This window comes from Chryseobacterium suipulveris, assembly GCF_022811685.1.
GTDB classification, from domain to species: Bacteria; Bacteroidota; Bacteroidia; order Flavobacteriales; family Weeksellaceae; genus Kaistella; species Kaistella suipulveris.
The window spans coordinates 365,486-382,045 of the sequence record NZ_CP094532.1; the positions used below are offsets into that span (position 1 = coordinate 365,486).

Sequence of the window (16,560 nt, forward strand, 5' to 3'; positions counted from 1 at the left end):
TAAAAGGAAATAATCTTTGCGTTTTTTGTCTCGCAGATTTCGGGGATTACGCACAATGATTTGCCACTAATGCACGAATATTTCTTTTAGTAACCGCATTCCTTTCGACCTCGGAGATTTTTGCGTCAAGAAAAATTGAAGTTTCTTCAAGACGAGTCTTTCTACATATCCCGCATAAAAATCTCCACTGTTCGAAGCGCGGCAAAAATTGTGAATCGAAGACAAAACTTGGTTCCGTGCAAGTTTTGGAAACCTAACGCAGTGGTTCGCCGAACTTGAGAGGCAAATTTTGTAGGAAGAAACTTCAATTTTTAGCAAAAAGATCCAGTCTTGATTTTTGGTTACTTTTGCATCAAGGCAAAAGTAAAAGATTTTAAAAGTAGACCTTTGCGTTTCTTGACGTGACATTTGTACATTCGTTAGATTGCCGCGCTTCAGGAAATCACCGCTTCCCACTCATTATAAAAACGATTTCCCCACCATTCGCAATATCGGAATGCTTCAACGTTTGGTTCTTAATTTCCTTTCCATTAACCAAGATTTTGGAAACATACACATTCTTCTCCGACTGGTTTTCCGTTCTGATTTTTAAAGTTTTTCCATTTTCCAAATTAATCTTCGCCGATATTAACAGTGGTGATCCCAACTGATATTCATCCGATCCCGGCAAAACCGGATAAAAACCCATCGCCGAGAAAACATACCACGCCGACATTTGTCCTGCATCATCGTTACCGCAAAGTCCGTCCTCACCGTGCGAATACATTTTTCTCATAATCATCCGCACTCTTTCCTGGGTTTTCCACGGATCGTTGGTGAAATTGTACAGGTACGGAATGTGGTGTCCCGGTTCGTTGCCGTGAACGTAATTCCCGATGATTCCGTCGCGGGTGATGTCCTCGTTTTTCTCGATGTATTTTTCGGCGATTTCGGTGGTGAAAATTTCATCAAGGTGCTTTGAAAATTTGTTTTTTCCGCCCATCATTTTAATCATTTCCGGAATATTCTGTGGAACATAAAGTCCGTAATTAAAGGCATTTCCCTCGATAAATCCCTGTCCGTGAGTATCCATCGGATCGAAATCTTTCTTGAAAGTTCCATCGGAAAGTTTCGGATGCATAAATCCGGATTGCGGGTTGTACAAATTTCGGTAGTTTTCGCTGCGTTTCAGGTATTCATTTTCAAGATTTTTGTCTCCGGATTTTTTTGCGAGCTGCGCGATACACCAATCGTCGTATGCATATTCCAAAGTCTTTGAAACGGATGAAGAAGACTTGTCTTCGGGAACGTAACCGTACTTCAGATAGTCGCCAATTCCGTCATAATATTTTAGGTTGGATGAAGTTACACTTGCGTTCAGCATCGCCTTCAAATCTGCATCGGTTGTGTTTTTTGCAACTGCATCTGCCAAAACCGAAACCGCGTGATAGCCGATCATACACCAATTCTCGTTGGCGTAATGCGACCAGATTGGCAATGCTTTATGCACGCTGTGTCGCGCATGAGAAAGCATCGATTTGATGAAATCATTATTTCTTTTCGGCTGAATAATATTGTACAAGGGATGCAGCGCTCGATAAGTGTCCCACAGCGAAAAAACGGTGTAATTGGTAAAATCTTTAGCGTTGTGAATATTTTGATCGATGTCAAGATATATCCCGTCCACATCCTGGTAAAGAATGGGCGACATCATCGTGTGATACAAGGCGGTGTAGAAAGTGGTTTTATCGTTTTCCGTTAAAGTCTCCACCTCGATTTTGGAGAGCTCTTTTTCCCATTTCGCTTCGGTTTCTTTTTTGGTTTTTTCAAAATCCCAGTGTGGAATTTCGGCTTCAAGGTTTTTCATTGCTCCCGAAGTTGAGGTGTTCGAAAGCGCGAATTTCACCAGAATCTGCTCATTTTCTGTGGTGTCGAAATCAAAGTAGCAACGGATTTGTCTTCCCGCAAATTCCGGGAAGTTTTCATCTTCGTTAAATTTTCTGTAGAATCCATTGTACTCGACTTTCTCATAACGTTTTCTGCCATATTTCTTAAACGGTTTCGAAAATTTCATCGCAAAAAATACTTTCTTCGTTCTTGCCCAACCTGTCGTTTCGCGGTATCCTGTCACGGTTTGATTGTCTTCAACCCTTACAAATGTCCACACATTTTTCGAGTCGTAATTGTAAATATTCGACATCAAATCCAAAATAATGTGCGATTCAGTCGACTTTGGAAAAGTGTAGCGATGGAAACCTACTCTTTCACTCGCCGTCAACTCTGCCTTAATTCCGTAATCATCGAGCACCACTTCGTAAAATCCCGGACTGGCTTTTTCGGTATTTTTTGTGAATTGTGAATGATATCCACTTTTCGGCAACTCTGCTGTTCCTGGTTCTAAAGTGAGTTTTCCCACTGTCGGCATCATCAGAAAATCGCCCAAATCAGAATGGCCAACTCCGCTGAAATGGGTGTGCGCAAAACCGAAAATTGTTTTGTCGTCGTATTGATAACCGGAACAATATCGGTAGGTTTCGGGATTGTATTTGCCGTCGATCGCATACGGAACTTGGTTGGTTTCAGGCGAAAGTTGCACCATTCCAAACGGCGCGGTTGCTCCGGGAAAAGTGTGCCCCATATTTTTGGTCCCGACAAACGGATTGACGTATGAAGTAAGTTTCTGCGAATTTGACATAACGAAAAAAGATAAGGAAAGAAAGGTAAACAAGGTTTTCATCTTGGAAGTTTTTGCATTAGGTGTGCTTTTCCGGAAAAAGCGAGAATAAAGATAAATAAAATTTGGGCTTGATCTGCAAAGTTGGTTTTCGGAATGGTTTTCGCTGGTTTTAAAACAGTTTTTTAAATCATTCCAAATGAGATACGCGATTTTAGCGGGAGTTTTCCTACTGTTTTCCTGCACCAAGAAAGAAGCCGTTTCCGAAACAGCTGAACATTCCGATTCTCCGGTAGTTACTGTTCCCGACAATAATCCCGATACTTTGACAGAAGGCGTCGTTCCTATTTCCGAACCGGAAACAAAACCTACTGATGCTTTCCGCGTGGTGGAAGGAAACAAGATTATCAAAACCATTAACGGTGATATGATTCCGCTCAAAATCCACGATGAATTTACTGGCGACCAACAGGAATACGTTTTAAAAATCAAAAATTTTAACGGAAATAAAATCTCGGGTAAAATACTTCCTGAAAATCCCGAAATGAACATACGTTTCAACCAGATCAAATTGGCGAATGGTGATTATGACGGACCTTTCGGAAGAGAAATATCTCACGACATCAAACAAAAAGGCGAGATTTGGCTCATTGTTTCGAAAAGCAATATGGCATCGGGAGAAACAAAAGGCAAATTCGAGATCGAGCTGCATTAAGCGAGTTTTTACTTTAAAATCTAAAGACAACTATCTGATGTAGACTTTAATTTTTACTTTTAATTGTGCGGAAAAAATTCTCGCAAAGCTAAAACAAGATAATCTGACTATTGTCACTCGTAATAAGCTAAACGAAGGCGCTATCGCTTATCGAAGGCAGACAAAGAGGAAATGTACTTTGTGAAACAAATGCTATTATCATCGCTGTTAATCTTCTGTTAAAATCTCTCGTTGGTACAATTTCTGAATGAGAGGAGTTATTTAATAATAACTACTATGAAAAATTTATTTTTATCTGCAGTTGTTGCCACGGCAACTTTGGCAAGCTGCTCCACAGTTTCATCGATTCTTCAGAATACGTTTCCCTATAACGCGACCGTTCTGGTAACGTCGGGATCACCGGCGAACACGACTTTGTCTGCAGTTTCTACCGCACAAAGCATTAACCAAATCACCGGAGCCGGCGCAAACGTGAAAGATATCCGAGTTTCCAACGCGACCATGTCGGTAAGTTCTGGCGCAAGTATGGGAATTTTCAAATCGGTAAAAGTTTATTTGTCGAACAACAGCAGCAACGAAGTTTTGGTTGCATCCAGAGAAAATATTCCTGATAATGTGGGAACTTCCCTTGCTTTGGATCTGAACTCTACTTCAACGCTCGACCATATTATGAAAACGGGTTCCGTGCAGCAACGAATCGTTTATGTTTTGAAACAGTCGCCAACTACTGATGTTACCGTAAGAACGTCGATTGGTTTCAGCAGCGTGCCGGTTACGAATCCTTAAAATATCAATTTCTATAGCAGATCGCCGAAGTGTAAACTCTGGCGATTTTTTTATTGTTGAGGTTGAGGCGTGGTTGTACCCTCGTTTGCTGCTAATTGTTCCTGTCTTATTTTCATCAGTAAAGGTTCGGCTTTCGAATAATCTTTGATCACCTTTATCGCCAAAAGAGCCAAAGGAATTCCCCAGATATTTATGACCATGCTGGTTTGGGTACTGGTAATGAGCTCTTCAATAGTCTCCGCTCTCATTGCATAACGGAAGTAAAAATTCCCGAGAATATTCCCAATAATCCAGAAAAACCACCACCAACTGACGTGAGAAGTTGATAGGAATTGTCGTGCGTTTATTCCTCTGCTGTTAAGAATTCTTTCGGACGCACATACATTTCCTTCATAATCGAGACATGTCTGAACAGGTTCAGAATAGGAACGAACCAACTTCCTGCTGCCCAACTTTCATCGTGGGAAAGGTTGCGGATCATTTGGTGTAGGTTGAAATAAGCCCTTCTGAACCACATGATAAAAGTAACAACGGAAACAATACAGGTGAGTATAAATACTATGCCGATCAGCGATTCACGATTGTCATTTGAATCTGCGGCAGCTTCACTGATTTCGGATCCATTGACGGCTGACTGAAGCAGCGAATATTGTGAAAACCCGGAAATCAGTGAAATGATTTCTAATCCCAGAATAATCCATATCAAAATGATGGCGTTTTTTGCCCTTTGTTCGTTCGGTCTCAAGTTCTTCATTGAAATTTCGGTTTGATTTTTTTTTAAAAGGTGTTTATTTTTTTTCAAATTTAGTTTTACCCGCGATGTGATTGGTGAAAAATTTACTTTTCAGCGGACCAGAGCATTTTTACTTAAAATTGATATAGAAAACCCACCATAACTTTCTGGTGGGTTTCCGCATATTTCAATTTAATAGTTGGTCTTTATTTCTTCACCACAAACTTTTCACGGATCGATGTTGCTCCATCTGAAAGCTCGATAAAATAAACGCCGTTGCCGAGTCTCGAAATCTCAACCGATCCATCTGTTTTCCCTTGCTGCAGCAATTGTCCGGTTACCGAATGGATTTTGTAGGAAGTGAACCTTCCTTGGTTTTTCACAAACAGCTTGTCTGAAGCAGGATTTGGGTAAATTTTTACCGATTGAGAATTAGCATCAGCAACCGCCATCGATGCAGTTGAAATCGATTTCACCGAAAAGTCGTCAAAATAGAAACCGTCCCCTGTTACAGAAGCATCACTTTTAAGTCGGAAACGCAAGTAAAGCTGTTGCCCGACGAAATCTGCAAGGTTCACCTGTTCTTTTACCCATGTATTTTGAATCCCGTCATAAACCGGTGCACCGGAAATCTGGCTGCTTGTTCCGGTAGTGGTGTATTTGCCACAAAGCGGTTGCCAAGTTGTTCCGTTGGTTGATGCTTCCAGCACTGCAAAATCATATCCTTTTTCGATATTCCATTTCGCATAGAATTCCAGCAAAGCATGCGATGCGGAGGTAAGATTAATGGGATTTGTGGTTCTGATGTAAGTATCTGCTCCGATAGAATAATTACCTGAAGGTGAATCGGTGATCGCAGAAGGAGCTGAAACATATTGCGATGTGGTTGTTCCCCAGCTTCCGGTTTTTGTCCATTGTGTGATTGCATTTCCGGGTTCGATAAAATTGGTGGTCACTGTTCCGAAATATTTGGTTATTGTTTCAGAAGTTGTATAACTGCCATTATCAATTTCCACATTAAACGTTACTGCTTCACCGTTTTGGATTGCGGGTTTCAGGTTCAGTGCAATTGTTCCCGGAACCGACGTGCCAATCGATAGCGCCGAATGAATCACCGGTGAGCCGACGCTTTCAATATTTGAACTTACTGGGGTGACTTTCACGGTGAAGTTCTGGTTTTCTACCAAACCAAGCCGTTTCAGTGAATACTTAAACTGCGAGTTTTGTTGTGCGAAGAATCCGTCTGAATCATCTTCGAAAACCGCAAAATTATGCAGAATCCTCAATGCAGTCAGATTGGTGTAAAGCATATCTCTGCAGGTATTTTTGATTTGTCCCGACGCTTCATAAAAACTGGAGCCGATCTCTGGAGTATAGGCAAAAATTTTCGGCTTGGTTGAAGTATCGGCATACATCCAGTCATCAGAATCTCCGGAAGCCGGATAAAGTTCTGAGGAGATTTGGTTCGTATAACCGCTGTATTTCACCATTTCTGCAGAAGTAACCTGGAATGCGTGATCGTCGACTGTGGGAGTATTGTAGGCATAACCAAACGGATACAGAACCAGTTTTCCGTGCGTATGTGCATTGATTGCCACACTGAACTGCTTTTGCTCACAAAGCCATTTGATTGCCTGGTTTTCGGGTTCAGAAAAAGGACTTGGTCCGCAGTAGGTGTCGCTCGTCGTACTGGTACTTGTTCCCGTTGTTCCCCACTGGTAACTGTAATTCCTATTATTATCAACGCCGTAACCGGAGCGGCGGTTTTTGCGCCACATACCGCCACCGTTTGGTTTGGTTTGCTGGTTGTAGGCAAAACCGTCTGGATTCACTATAGGGACGAAGTAAATTTCGGAATTGTCAACCAGGGATTTTATTTCAGGATTGGTTGCATAGTTCTCCAGAATATACCACATAAAGTAGATTAACTGTTGCGACGATCCCGGTTCTCGCGCGTGGTGCAGTGCGGTATAGAGAATCTTCTTCTCGCCTTCGTCGCTTTCCGGATTGTCGGAGATTTTCACATGGTAGATCGGGCGGTTTTCAAAGGTTTTGAAAGTGGAGACCGCAGCTTTAGCAGTAATCAAATTGGGATACATGGTTTTCATCAGATCGAGCTCTGCCAGAACTTCATTATAATTAAGATATCCACCCATGCTTCCTGGCTTATAATTTACCGGATCGGTGATGCTGTAAGTTGTGCAGGTATTTGTGGCTCCTTTTTCCTGAAACTCCCTTTCCATCCGGTCATAGTATTCGCGGAGGTTGGGTTCAAGGATTTCAACTTTAAAGCCGGAATTCCGGATTTTCTCGACGCGGTCTTTAGGAATTTCACATTCGAAGAAAACTCCCTTTTTCATCGTTCGCGGTTCGGTTTCAGCGAGATTCACCGCTTTTTTCAATTCTTCCTGATTTTGAAAAAACACCCTCACTTTTTGGTAATCTTCCTGTGAAAAACCATAAAAGCTGATGAATAAAACGAAAAGTAGTAAGATTTTTTTCATATAGATTTTTGATTTGCTATGATTGTCATAAGAATTCAAAGATAATTAAAAGAATGTTACACCGATAACCGGTCCAACAAAAACCGCCAAATTTAAAATTATGGCGGTGGTCGGTTGAGCAGAAATTTTATGCTTAATCAGTTCTTGCGACATAGATTTCTTTTTCCTGGGGTCTGATGTCGGCAATTCCGTAGCGTTCACTGTTGGTAAGCGTCATGTTGTCGAGCATATCTACAAAGTTTCTGTAATTAGCGTCATCGGTTGGCTTAATGATGACGGTAAAATTTGCAGGTTTCGGAGCTTTGAGTTTGGCTTCACTAATCAAATTTGCAATATCGCTTCCCAATAATTCCTCAACACAAAAAATCCCCGAACAAAAATTCAGGGACTGAAACTATTAGTTTTTTTGAAGGTAATTTTTCTCCCTTTTCGATGGGAAAAAATTTCCGATATCTATTTCTTTTTGAAAAAATCAATTCCGCAAACGAGGAAGTTCTTGAATTCCTCTTTCGGCATATAACCGGAAACGGGGTGGTTGATCACTTTTCCGTCGGGAGTCATCAGAACGTAGTGCGGCTGCGAATTGTTGTTGAAGTTAATCTGCTGAAACAGCGACCACTTGTCACCAATCGTTTTGATTTTCTTTTTCTGTCCGTTCCCCATATCGATCGAGGTTTGCTCGCTTTCAGGGAGTTCTTCTTTGTCGTCCACATACAGCGACGCGAGTACAACGTCGTTCTGAAGAATAGGTAGAATATCGGGTTCGCTCCAAACGAATTCCTCCATTTTACGGCAGTTTTCGCAACCATATCCAGTGAAATCGACGAGGAGTGGCTTGTTTTCCTTTTTGGCAATTTCCAGCGCTTTGAAAAGATCGTGTTCAGGATGCATTCCGAGAATTCCGTCTTTCTCATCGTGCAGATAACTCACATTAATCGGAGGAAGAATTCCGCTTAAATGCTGAAGTTTCGGTCTTTCTGCTGGAAAAAGACCCTGAACCAAATAAATGATAAAGCCGATTCCAAGTACACCGAAAAGCTTTCTTGTTAATGAAATTTTTGGTTTTTTGTCATCATGTGGAAATCTGATTTTCCCGAACAGATAAAGAACGAGACCTATTGTGATCAATATCCACAAAACAATGAACAGCTCGCGTTTAAGGAAGAAAGTCTTAGAAACCAAATCCGCTTTCGAAAGGAATTTCAAAGCCAATCCGAGTTCGATGAAACCGAGAACCACTTTCACCGTGTTCATCCAACCACCAGATTTTGGCAAACTTTGAAGTGCTTGCGGAAACAGCGCGAGAAGTCCGAACACAATCGCCCAACTCAGTCCGAATCCTGCCAAAGCATAAGTCAAAAGTAAAGGAACGTTTGCGGAACCAGTCACTGCACTACCAAGTAAACTTCCCAAAATTGGACCGGTGCACGAAAACGAAACGATCACCAAAGTAAGCGCCATAAAGAAAATCCCGATCAATCCGCCCGCTTCTTCCGCCTTGGAAGATTTGTTGGCGATCGAGCTCGGCAAAGTGATGTCGTAATATCCGAAGAAGCTTCCCGCAAAAAACAGGAAGATCACGAAGAAGAAGATATTCAGCCAAACCGAAGTCGAAATTTCATTAAAGATATTCCCCGCAATTCCATCGATAATGTGGAACGGAACACTCAGCAGAACAAAAATCAGAAGGATGAAGAGTCCGTAAATAATCGCGTCTCTCTTACCTTTTGCTTTATCTTTTTTTCCTTTGGTAAAGAACGAAACCGTTAACGGAATCATCGGGAAAACGCACGGAGTAAGCAAAGCGATCAATCCGCCAAAAAATCCGAGGAGCAGGTAAGTCCAGAAGTTTTCGCTGTTTTTCTGCTTGGTAACGCCGCAATCCGTGAGTGGATTTTCGTGATCGATGGACGACATTTTCAGTCCGTCAACTTTTGGCGAACCCGAACTGCTTTCTGTTGCAACAACGGGAACTTCTGAAGTAGTTGCAGCTGAAACAGTATTGGTTTGTGCGACCGTTGCAGGAACTTCCTCTTTTACAGTAGGTTCAGCAGCAGCGGAAGCAGGAGTGATTTTCTGCTCAAATTCCAAAGTGTTGGGAGCGAGACAAACTCGGTCGTCACAGGTTTGGTAAGTGATTTCTGCAACAATATTTGCGGGCTTCGAATTATTTTTGAGTTTAAATTTTTGCTTAAACTGCGCTGTATTCGAGTAGTAAACGATTTGCGCTCCGAAAGCTTCCGAGAACTCGTCGATCTTTTTTCCGACTTCCACCACTTTTCCGATGAGCGTGATTCCGTCTTTCGACGAAACTTTCATTTCTGTCGGGATTCCCGAATCTTCCGGCAAATCCTGGGAATAAATGTGCCATCCTTTATCCATCGTTGCAGTAAGAACCGCTTCGTATTCATCGTTGGGTAAAGTATTGACGGTGTATTTGAATTTTACCGGATCTTTAATTTGAGCTGAAATTCCGGCATAAAGTAGGATTAAAACAAGGCTAAACCAGTTTCTGAATTTCATTTTTTACTTTTATTAGCCATCAAAAATAAGGATAAAGATTTACTTTTCAGGTCTCCTGACGCACAAAATCTCATTTCGGGTGATTTTGATTTCGTGGGTTCTGCTCCTGAAAAACTTCCCGTTTTCTGCATTCACGACTTTTTCAATTTCATCGCGAGAAAATCCTAAACCTCTTATAATTTCATTAATGATAAAGGAATCCAGTTGCAGCAGTTTTTTTCGGTTTAAAGTAAATTCGGCATCGTTTCCATCAACCAGGATCTCTTGAAAACTCTTTGATACTGAGTGTTCAATAAACCGGTTCGCAGATTTTAAATAAGATAAAGTGTCACCAAACTGATTCAGAAAATTGGGAGCAGTTTCTAAAATCTCGGGTACGATTTTGTTCCTGACTCTGTTTCGCAGATAATCGTCTTTTTGGTTTGATGCGTCCTCACGAAATTTAATTCCGTTGTTTTCCGCAAACTCATAGATTTCATCTTTGCTAAAGTTGAGTAGTGGGCGCAGAATTTGATGATCATTCGCGGGAATTCCGCTTAAACCCTTGATTCCAGTTCCACGCGAAAAGTTGATGAGAAAGGTTTCGAGCTGGTCGTTGAGATGATGTGCAGTAACCAAAAATTCGATTTTTTCCTGATTCTGAATTTTTCTGAAAAAGTCGTACCGCAGATTTCTTGCCCAGTTCTGGATGGAGTTTGCGGGCTTATTGTCCTTTGCAGAAACTTCATACAAGTGGAATTTTATCGAGTTTTTTCGGCAGAAATCTTCCACGAGTTTTTGATCTAAATTTGATTCTTTCCCCCGAAGTTTATAATTAATATGCGCAACCTGAAACTTGAAATCTGAAACTTGAAACAAGTTCAAAAGTACCATAGAATCTACACCACCGCTCACCGCCAAAAGGTAATGATGCAGTTCGGGATTCGGCGCCAAAAGCTGTAGCGATTCTCGGAGATCTTTTTCTGTAAGCAAGTTTTAACTTATTTTTAAGCAAAGATAAACCATCTCTTTAAAATGATTTTTCTATTTTTGGGAAATACAAAATTTAAGAGTATGAGATTAGTAAAATTTTTAGCCGTTGGAATAATGGCGATTACAATGACTTCTTGTGTGAGCAAAAAGCAGTTTGACGCGATGAAACTCAATTATGACCAATGTATCACGAATATTGGCGAAAGACAAAGGGAAATTCAGGATTTGAAGGCGACAAATCAGGGATTGGCGAGCGAAAATAATTTGCTTAAAGACCAGAACAGCGCCTTGAAAACCTCTCTGGATGCTTGTTTGGCAAACACCGGAAAAGGTTCCGCCAATATCGACAAGCTGATCGGCGAGATCAATTCCTCCAACAAATACATCAAACAGCTGATTTCTACGAATGCGAAAAATGACAGTTTGAACCTTGCGCTTTCCAACCGTTTGAAGCGATCTTTGGATAATGTTGCGGATCAAGATGTTCAAGTGAAAGTATTAAAAGGAGTCGTGATGATTTCGCTTTCCGACAAAATGCTGTACAGAACCGGTGATTATAACGTGTTGCCTGCAGCAGCCGATGTTTTGGGCAAAGTGGCGAAAGTGATCAACGATTACGATACGTATTCCGTTTTAATTGAAGGAAATACCGACAATGTTCCGCTGAATTCTGCAAACCTTCCGAAAGACAACTGGGATCTTTCTGCTTTAAGGGCGACTTCGATGGCGAAGATTCTTCAGAACCAGTTCGGCGTGAATCCTAACAGAATCACTGCGGGAGGACGAAGCGAATACAACCCGAAAACGACGAACGCTTCAGTTTCGGGAAGAGCTGAAAACAGAAGAACCGAAATCATCATTATGCCGAAGCTGGATGAATTCATGAAACTGATGGACATCGCTCCTGTGAAAAACTAAAAGTTGATTGGCTGATTCAATCGGCTAAACCTCATAGGTTTCTGAAACCTATGAGGTTTTTTTATTTCAAAATCGTTAAATTTGGACTCATCATTACTCTAAAATATGAGCTTCTTCGAAGAAAACTGTCCCGAAATGGACCGCTATCTGGAAAACCACGCTTCTTCCGAACCTGAAATTCTGAAACGGCTTCGCAAAGAAACTTTCCAGAAAACCACGCAACCGCACATGATTTCGGGATATCAACAAGGTCGGTTACTGACGATTCTCTCTAAAATGATGCAGCCCGAAAATATTCTGGAAATCGGGACTTTCACGGGCTATGCAACTTTATGTTTGGTGGAAGGTTTAAAGAAAGACGGAAAAATCACGACGCTCGACGTGAACGAAGAACTGGCTTATCTCCCCAAAAAATACTTTGCAGAAAGCGAATTTTCACAACAGATCGATTTTAGAATCGAGGACGCCAAAGAATTCCTGAAAAATACCAATAAAGTTTTCGATCTCGTGTTCATCGATGCCGACAAGGAAAATTATGTGGAATATTTTGAACTCATCAAACCGAGGTTGAAGTCAGGTTCCGTGGTTTTGTTCGACAATGTGTTGTGGTACGGAAAAGTTTTGGAAGAAAACCCAAAACAGAAATCCACGCAAATGATCAAACAATTGAACGAGATGGTCGCCAAAGACGAGGATTTTGAGAATCTTATTTTACCTTTGCGCGACGGAGTGAATTTGCTGCGCAAAAAGTGATTAAGAGATTAAGAAATTAAGAGATTAAGAAATTCTTATGGAGAAAAAACCGACTATAAAAAAACTGACTGTACGAAGCGAAAGACAATATTCAACTAATTGCTTAATTCCCTAATCTCCTAATTCCTTAATTATAATGAAAGCAATCTGCACCGTTTCAGTCGCACCGCTTCGCGCGGAAAGTTCACACCAGTCGGAAATGACTTCACAGCTGCTGTACGGCGAAAGCTGCGATATTCTTGAAACCGATGGAAGTTTCTCCAGAATCAAAATGGATTTCGATGGTTATGAGGGATGGATTGATTCCAAACAGATTTCTAAAATTTCTGATGAAGATTTTGCCAATAGAAAAACGCAGACAATCACCCAGCTTTTCGGGGTTTATGAATTAGCGGAAGGTAAAACGCTACTTTCAATCGGGAGCGAACTGAATGCAGAAAACGAAAACTTTGAACATGAAAACACTGTGTCGAGCATTGCAGAAACGGCACTACAATTTCTGAATGTTCCTTATTTATGGAGCGGCAGGAGTTTTTTCGGGATCGACTGCAGCGGATTTACGCAACTCGTTTACAAAACCCACGGAAAAACTTTGCCGAGAGAAGCACATCAACAGTCGGAGCTGGGTGAAGTTCTGGATTTCGTTGAGGAGTCACAACCGGGAGATTTGGCTTTCTTCGAAAATCAGGAAGGAAAAATTTCGCACGTGGGAATTATGCTCGAAGACCAAAAAATCATCCATGCCTACGGAAAAGTGAGGATCGACCAATTGGATTCGGCGGGGATTTACAATGCGAATTTGAAGAAGCATACGCATAAGTTGAGGTTTTTGAAGAGGATAATCCCCTAAATCCCCAAAGGGGACTTTGCAACGCAAAATCCAAACAAATGCTTAAAAACATTTCATTTTTTCTTAAAATTCTTTCTTTTTTTATCCTTGTTTTTATTTGGGTTTATACCATGATTACTTACGGAAAGCTTCCTGAAACTGTTCCCATTCATTTTGGTTTAGATGGAAAAGCAGATGGTTTTGGTTCGAAAAACACCAATTGGTTTTTAGCGGGGATTTCGAGTGTAATCTTTATTTTAATGATGTACCTTTCAAAAAATCCAAATGCTCCTGGATTGAATATTCCTGAAAATCTGAAAAAAGATCCTGCAATTTCGGAATTTGTGGTGAGTATATTTTGTGTTTTGATTATTTTTCTTTTTGCAAATATCAATTACGAAAGTATTCAAGTTTCTTTAGGAAAAGTTGAAGGTTTAAGCCATATCACAAATTACATTTTAGGATTAATGCTTTTGTTTATCATTGCAATGATGATTTATTCTTGGAGATTAACGAAAAAATCTAAAATTTAACAACGAACCATCATTTTCAAATTTTCAAATTAACACATTTTCAAATTGAAATTCCTCTACAACATATTCGTTTCTCTGCTGATTTTCGGGATGAAGATCGGAGCGCTCTTTAATTATAAATTGAAGAAAGGATTGGCGGGACGAAGACAGAGTTGCGGCATCGTGAAAGGGAAATTTTCACCCGACGATAAAGTCATCTGGATGCACGCCGCAAGTTTGGGAGAGTACGAACAGGGACTTCCCGTTTTGGAAAAACTGAAAGAAAAATTCCCCGAACATAAGATACTGATTACTTTTTTCTCGCCGTCCGGTTACGACAATGTGATCAAAAAAAACCATATTGCGGATGTGGTTTGCTACCTTCCGTTTGATCTGGAAAAATGGATTACCGAGTTCACCCAAAATTTCAGAACGGAGATTTTCTTCACCGTCAAATATGAATACTGGTATAATTTGCTTGCAGAGCTCAAAAAACAAAATACCAAAATCTTCGTGGTTTCAGCACTTTTTTATGAAACTCAGGTATTCTTTAAAGTTTACGGAACCTGGTTCGTGGAAGAGCTTGCGCGTAATGTGGACTGGTTTTTTCACCAGACGAAACATTCCACGGCGCTTGCAAAGGGAATTGGTCTCAAGAATTCTTCGACTTCTGGTGATACGAGATTTGACCGCGTGAAGAAACTTCGCGAAAGAGATATTTCCGTTGAATTTATTGATGATTTTAAACAAGACAAAAAGACCATTGTTTTCGGAAGTTCCTGGGAATCGGAGGAGCGGCTTGCTGAAATCATCGCCGCCAAAAACCGCGAGGTTAAACTGATTATCGCTCCACACGATCTGAAAAGGGTTGAACATCTGAAAAAACTGTTCCCAAACGCATTGACTTATTCTCAACTCAACAATGCTCAAACACTCAAACTTTCAAACGCTCAAACTTTAATTATCGACTGTATCGGCTTGCTTTCCAAATTATATTCTTACGGTGATATCGCAGTTGTTGGAGGCGGTTTCCACTCAAAGGGACTTCACAATATTTTGGAAGCGGCGACTTTTGGAATCCCCGTTTTCTTTGGTGACCAGTATCAAAAAAATCCTGAAGCAGACGAACTCATCGCGCAGAACGGCGGTAAATCCTTTGAAGACGAGTTCTTTGCTGCGCCATTTATCCTGCAGGTTTTGAAAGATGAAAACCTGATGAAGAAAATGGGGGAGAATGCGAGAAACTTTATCGAGATGCAGCCCAACTCATCCGAGATTATCGTGAAAAAAATCTGGGCTGAAAACTCACAACTTAATTGAATAGTTTTGAATATTTCAAAAACCCATTAAACGCCCAGTTTGCCGTGTAATACATGGATTTTAAGGTAGAAAATTTCATATAATCTTTATACACCAAATACTGGTCTTTCATGATATTGGTTTTCCTGCGGGAAATGCTTGAAGCGTGCATTCTGTATTTTGCCATCGTCTTTGGGAGCGGTTTCCCGACTGGGATTTTCTTTAGCAGATTCAGCCACATCACGTGATCTTCGCGCTTGCTTCCTTCTGGGAAAAATTCTATACCGACTCTCCGCGAATCGTACATCGAACTAAGTAGCGAAAGTCGGCAGGTTTTCAGGAGATTCCCGAATGTCACCTCTTTATCGGCCCTAAAATCTTCAATCTTTGGTTTCAAGTTTTCGTCACATCTTGAGTAATTGGAGTAGGCGAGTTCTGCATTTTCTCTTTTCATAAAGGTTACCATTTCTTCCAGAAAATTGGGTTCCCAATAATCATCAGCATCCAGGAAAGTGATGAACCTTCCTGCAGCTTTTTGCAGAGACAGATTTCTTGCGTGACCAGCTCCTCCGTTTTTTTCGCCAACATTTACCTTAATTCTGGGGTCATTGATTTTCCTTAAGATTTCTACGGAATTGTCGGTGGAGCAGTCGTCAGTAATCAACCATTCCCAATCCTGAAAAGTTTGGTTTAGAACCGACTGAATCGTTTCTTGAAGAAACGCCGATGAGTTATAAACAGGGGTGATTATGGAGACTTCCGCCATCAGATGAGTTTATGCAAATATAAAAAATAAGAATGCTCAAATGTTATTCATGGCATAAAACTTGAAATTATTCATTTAACATAAAAAATTAACATTATGAAAAATATACTTTTAATCCCAGTTGCGTTTCTGCTTTTATTTGTTTTTTCATGCAGAAGCAGTAGCGATGATCCCGTTGAGGTTTCCCCGCTAATCGGTAAATGGCAACCTTACAGAGCCGTGATCAATGCGACTTTAAGTACAGGTCCATACACCAACACCATCGAGTACTCCGAATGTATGCAGAAAACAAGGGTCACCTTCAGCGACAATAATACCGGTGGAATGTTAACTTACGGTGAAGAAAACGGAACCTGTGTACAGCAGGAAAATGTAAATTTTACTTACACACACAATCCGACTGCAAATACACTGAACATTACCCGAAACGGACAAACCCAAAACGGAACGATCAAAACCCTGTCGAAGTCTGATTTGGTTTACATCGTCGAGGAAAATTTCGACATTCAGGGAGAAACAGTTCCTGCGAATGTAACTTTCTATTTGAGAAAGACCAAGGATTAATACTTAGTTTCGAACACTGTAAATCCCTGAACT

General features: G+C 40.8%; 16 protein-coding genes. 8 read left to right on the forward strand and 8 right to left on the reverse strand.

All coding sequences use genetic code 11. The features are described 5' to 3' along the window. Positions 1–442: 442 nt before the first annotated feature. Positions 443–2,716 carry a GH92 family glycosyl hydrolase gene (locus MTP09_RS01790; RefSeq protein ID WP_396022234.1) on the reverse strand — a complete coding sequence of 758 codons (2,274 nt, stop codon included), beginning with the start codon at positions 2,714–2,716 and terminating at the stop codon, positions 443–445. 136 nt (positions 2,717–2,852) lie between these two features. Here MTP09_RS01790 and MTP09_RS01795 point away from each other — a divergent pair, with 136 nt between their 5' ends. Next, on the forward strand, positions 2,853–3,368 hold the full coding sequence (locus MTP09_RS01795) for a hypothetical protein (protein ID WP_243550090.1): 516 nt from the start codon (positions 2,853–2,855) through the stop codon (positions 3,366–3,368). A gap of 276 nt (positions 3,369–3,644) precedes the next feature. Further along, on the forward strand, positions 3,645–4,154 hold the full coding sequence (locus MTP09_RS01800) for a hypothetical protein (RefSeq protein WP_243550092.1): 510 nt from the start codon (positions 3,645–3,647) through the stop codon (positions 4,152–4,154). A gap of 50 nt (positions 4,155–4,204) precedes the next feature. Here the strand turns inward: MTP09_RS01800 and MTP09_RS14390 are convergent, their stop codons facing one another. The 6 genes from MTP09_RS14390 to tilS all read right to left on the reverse strand — a co-directional run bounded on the left by MTP09_RS14390 (position 4,205) and on the right by tilS (position 10,886). After that, entirely contained in the window at positions 4,205–4,606 is a 402-nt protein-coding gene (locus MTP09_RS14390) for a DUF4328 domain-containing protein (protein WP_317618765.1), read from the reverse strand. Then, a complete protein-coding gene (locus tag MTP09_RS14395) occupies positions 4,498–4,908 on the reverse strand; it encodes a DUF4328 domain-containing protein (protein ID WP_263008871.1) in 411 nt (136 codons plus the stop codon). The genes MTP09_RS14390 and MTP09_RS14395 overlap by 109 nt, the downstream gene beginning before the upstream one ends. A 185-nt stretch (positions 4,909–5,093) precedes the next feature. Beyond that, positions 5,094–7,391, reverse strand: a complete 2,298-nt coding sequence (locus tag MTP09_RS01810) for a M14 family zinc carboxypeptidase (RefSeq protein WP_243550094.1) — start codon at positions 7,389–7,391, stop codon at positions 5,094–5,096. A 133-nt stretch (positions 7,392–7,524) separates the two neighbouring features. Continuing rightward, positions 7,525–7,716 carry a hypothetical protein gene (locus tag MTP09_RS01815; RefSeq protein WP_243550096.1) on the reverse strand — a complete coding sequence of 64 codons (192 nt, stop codon included), beginning with the start codon at positions 7,714–7,716 and terminating at the stop codon, positions 7,525–7,527. 128 nt (positions 7,717–7,844) lie between these two features. After that, positions 7,845–9,914: a thioredoxin family protein gene (locus MTP09_RS01820; RefSeq protein WP_243550098.1), complete on the reverse strand. Its 2,070-nt coding sequence runs from the start codon at positions 9,912–9,914 to the stop codon at positions 7,845–7,847. Positions 9,915–9,953: 39 nt separating this feature from the next. Then, positions 9,954–10,886: a tRNA lysidine(34) synthetase TilS gene (gene tilS / locus MTP09_RS01825; RefSeq protein ID WP_243550100.1), complete on the reverse strand. Its 933-nt coding sequence runs from the start codon at positions 10,884–10,886 to the stop codon at positions 9,954–9,956. 81 nt (positions 10,887–10,967) lie between these two features. Here tilS and MTP09_RS01830 point away from each other — a divergent pair, with 81 nt between their 5' ends. From MTP09_RS01830 to MTP09_RS01850, 5 genes are all read left to right on the forward strand, one after another. Further along, entirely contained in the window at positions 10,968–11,804 is an 837-nt protein-coding gene (locus tag MTP09_RS01830; protein ID WP_243550102.1) for an OmpA family protein, read from the forward strand. Positions 11,805–11,909: 105 nt separating this feature from the next. Continuing rightward, complete coding sequence (locus tag MTP09_RS01835) at positions 11,910–12,557, forward strand: O-methyltransferase (RefSeq protein WP_243550104.1); 648 nt, start codon at positions 11,910–11,912, stop codon at positions 12,555–12,557. Positions 12,558–12,690: 133 nt separating this feature from the next. Beyond that, entirely contained in the window at positions 12,691–13,407 is a 717-nt protein-coding gene (locus MTP09_RS01840) for a C40 family peptidase (RefSeq protein WP_243551560.1), read from the forward strand. 38 nt (positions 13,408–13,445) lie between these two features. Then, positions 13,446–13,919: a DUF1648 domain-containing protein gene (locus MTP09_RS01845; RefSeq protein ID WP_243550106.1), complete on the forward strand. Its 474-nt coding sequence runs from the start codon at positions 13,446–13,448 to the stop codon at positions 13,917–13,919. Between the two features lie 45 nt (positions 13,920–13,964). After that, positions 13,965–15,218 carry a 3-deoxy-D-manno-octulosonic acid transferase gene (locus MTP09_RS01850; protein WP_243550108.1) on the forward strand — a complete coding sequence of 418 codons (1,254 nt, stop codon included), beginning with the start codon at positions 13,965–13,967 and terminating at the stop codon, positions 15,216–15,218. Here the strand turns inward: MTP09_RS01850 and MTP09_RS01855 are convergent. Continuing rightward, positions 15,211–15,963, reverse strand: a complete 753-nt coding sequence (locus MTP09_RS01855; RefSeq protein ID WP_243550109.1) for a glycosyltransferase family 2 protein — start codon at positions 15,961–15,963, stop codon at positions 15,211–15,213. The genes MTP09_RS01850 and MTP09_RS01855 overlap by 8 nt on opposite strands. A gap of 96 nt (positions 15,964–16,059) precedes the next feature. On the opposite strand from MTP09_RS01855, the gene MTP09_RS01860 reads away from it, so the two are divergent. Beyond that, positions 16,060–16,527 (forward strand): lipocalin-like domain-containing protein, encoded by a 468-nt coding sequence (locus MTP09_RS01860; RefSeq protein WP_243550111.1) that lies wholly within the window; start codon positions 16,060–16,062, stop codon positions 16,525–16,527. The last annotated feature ends 33 nt before the right edge of the window (positions 16,528–16,560 follow it).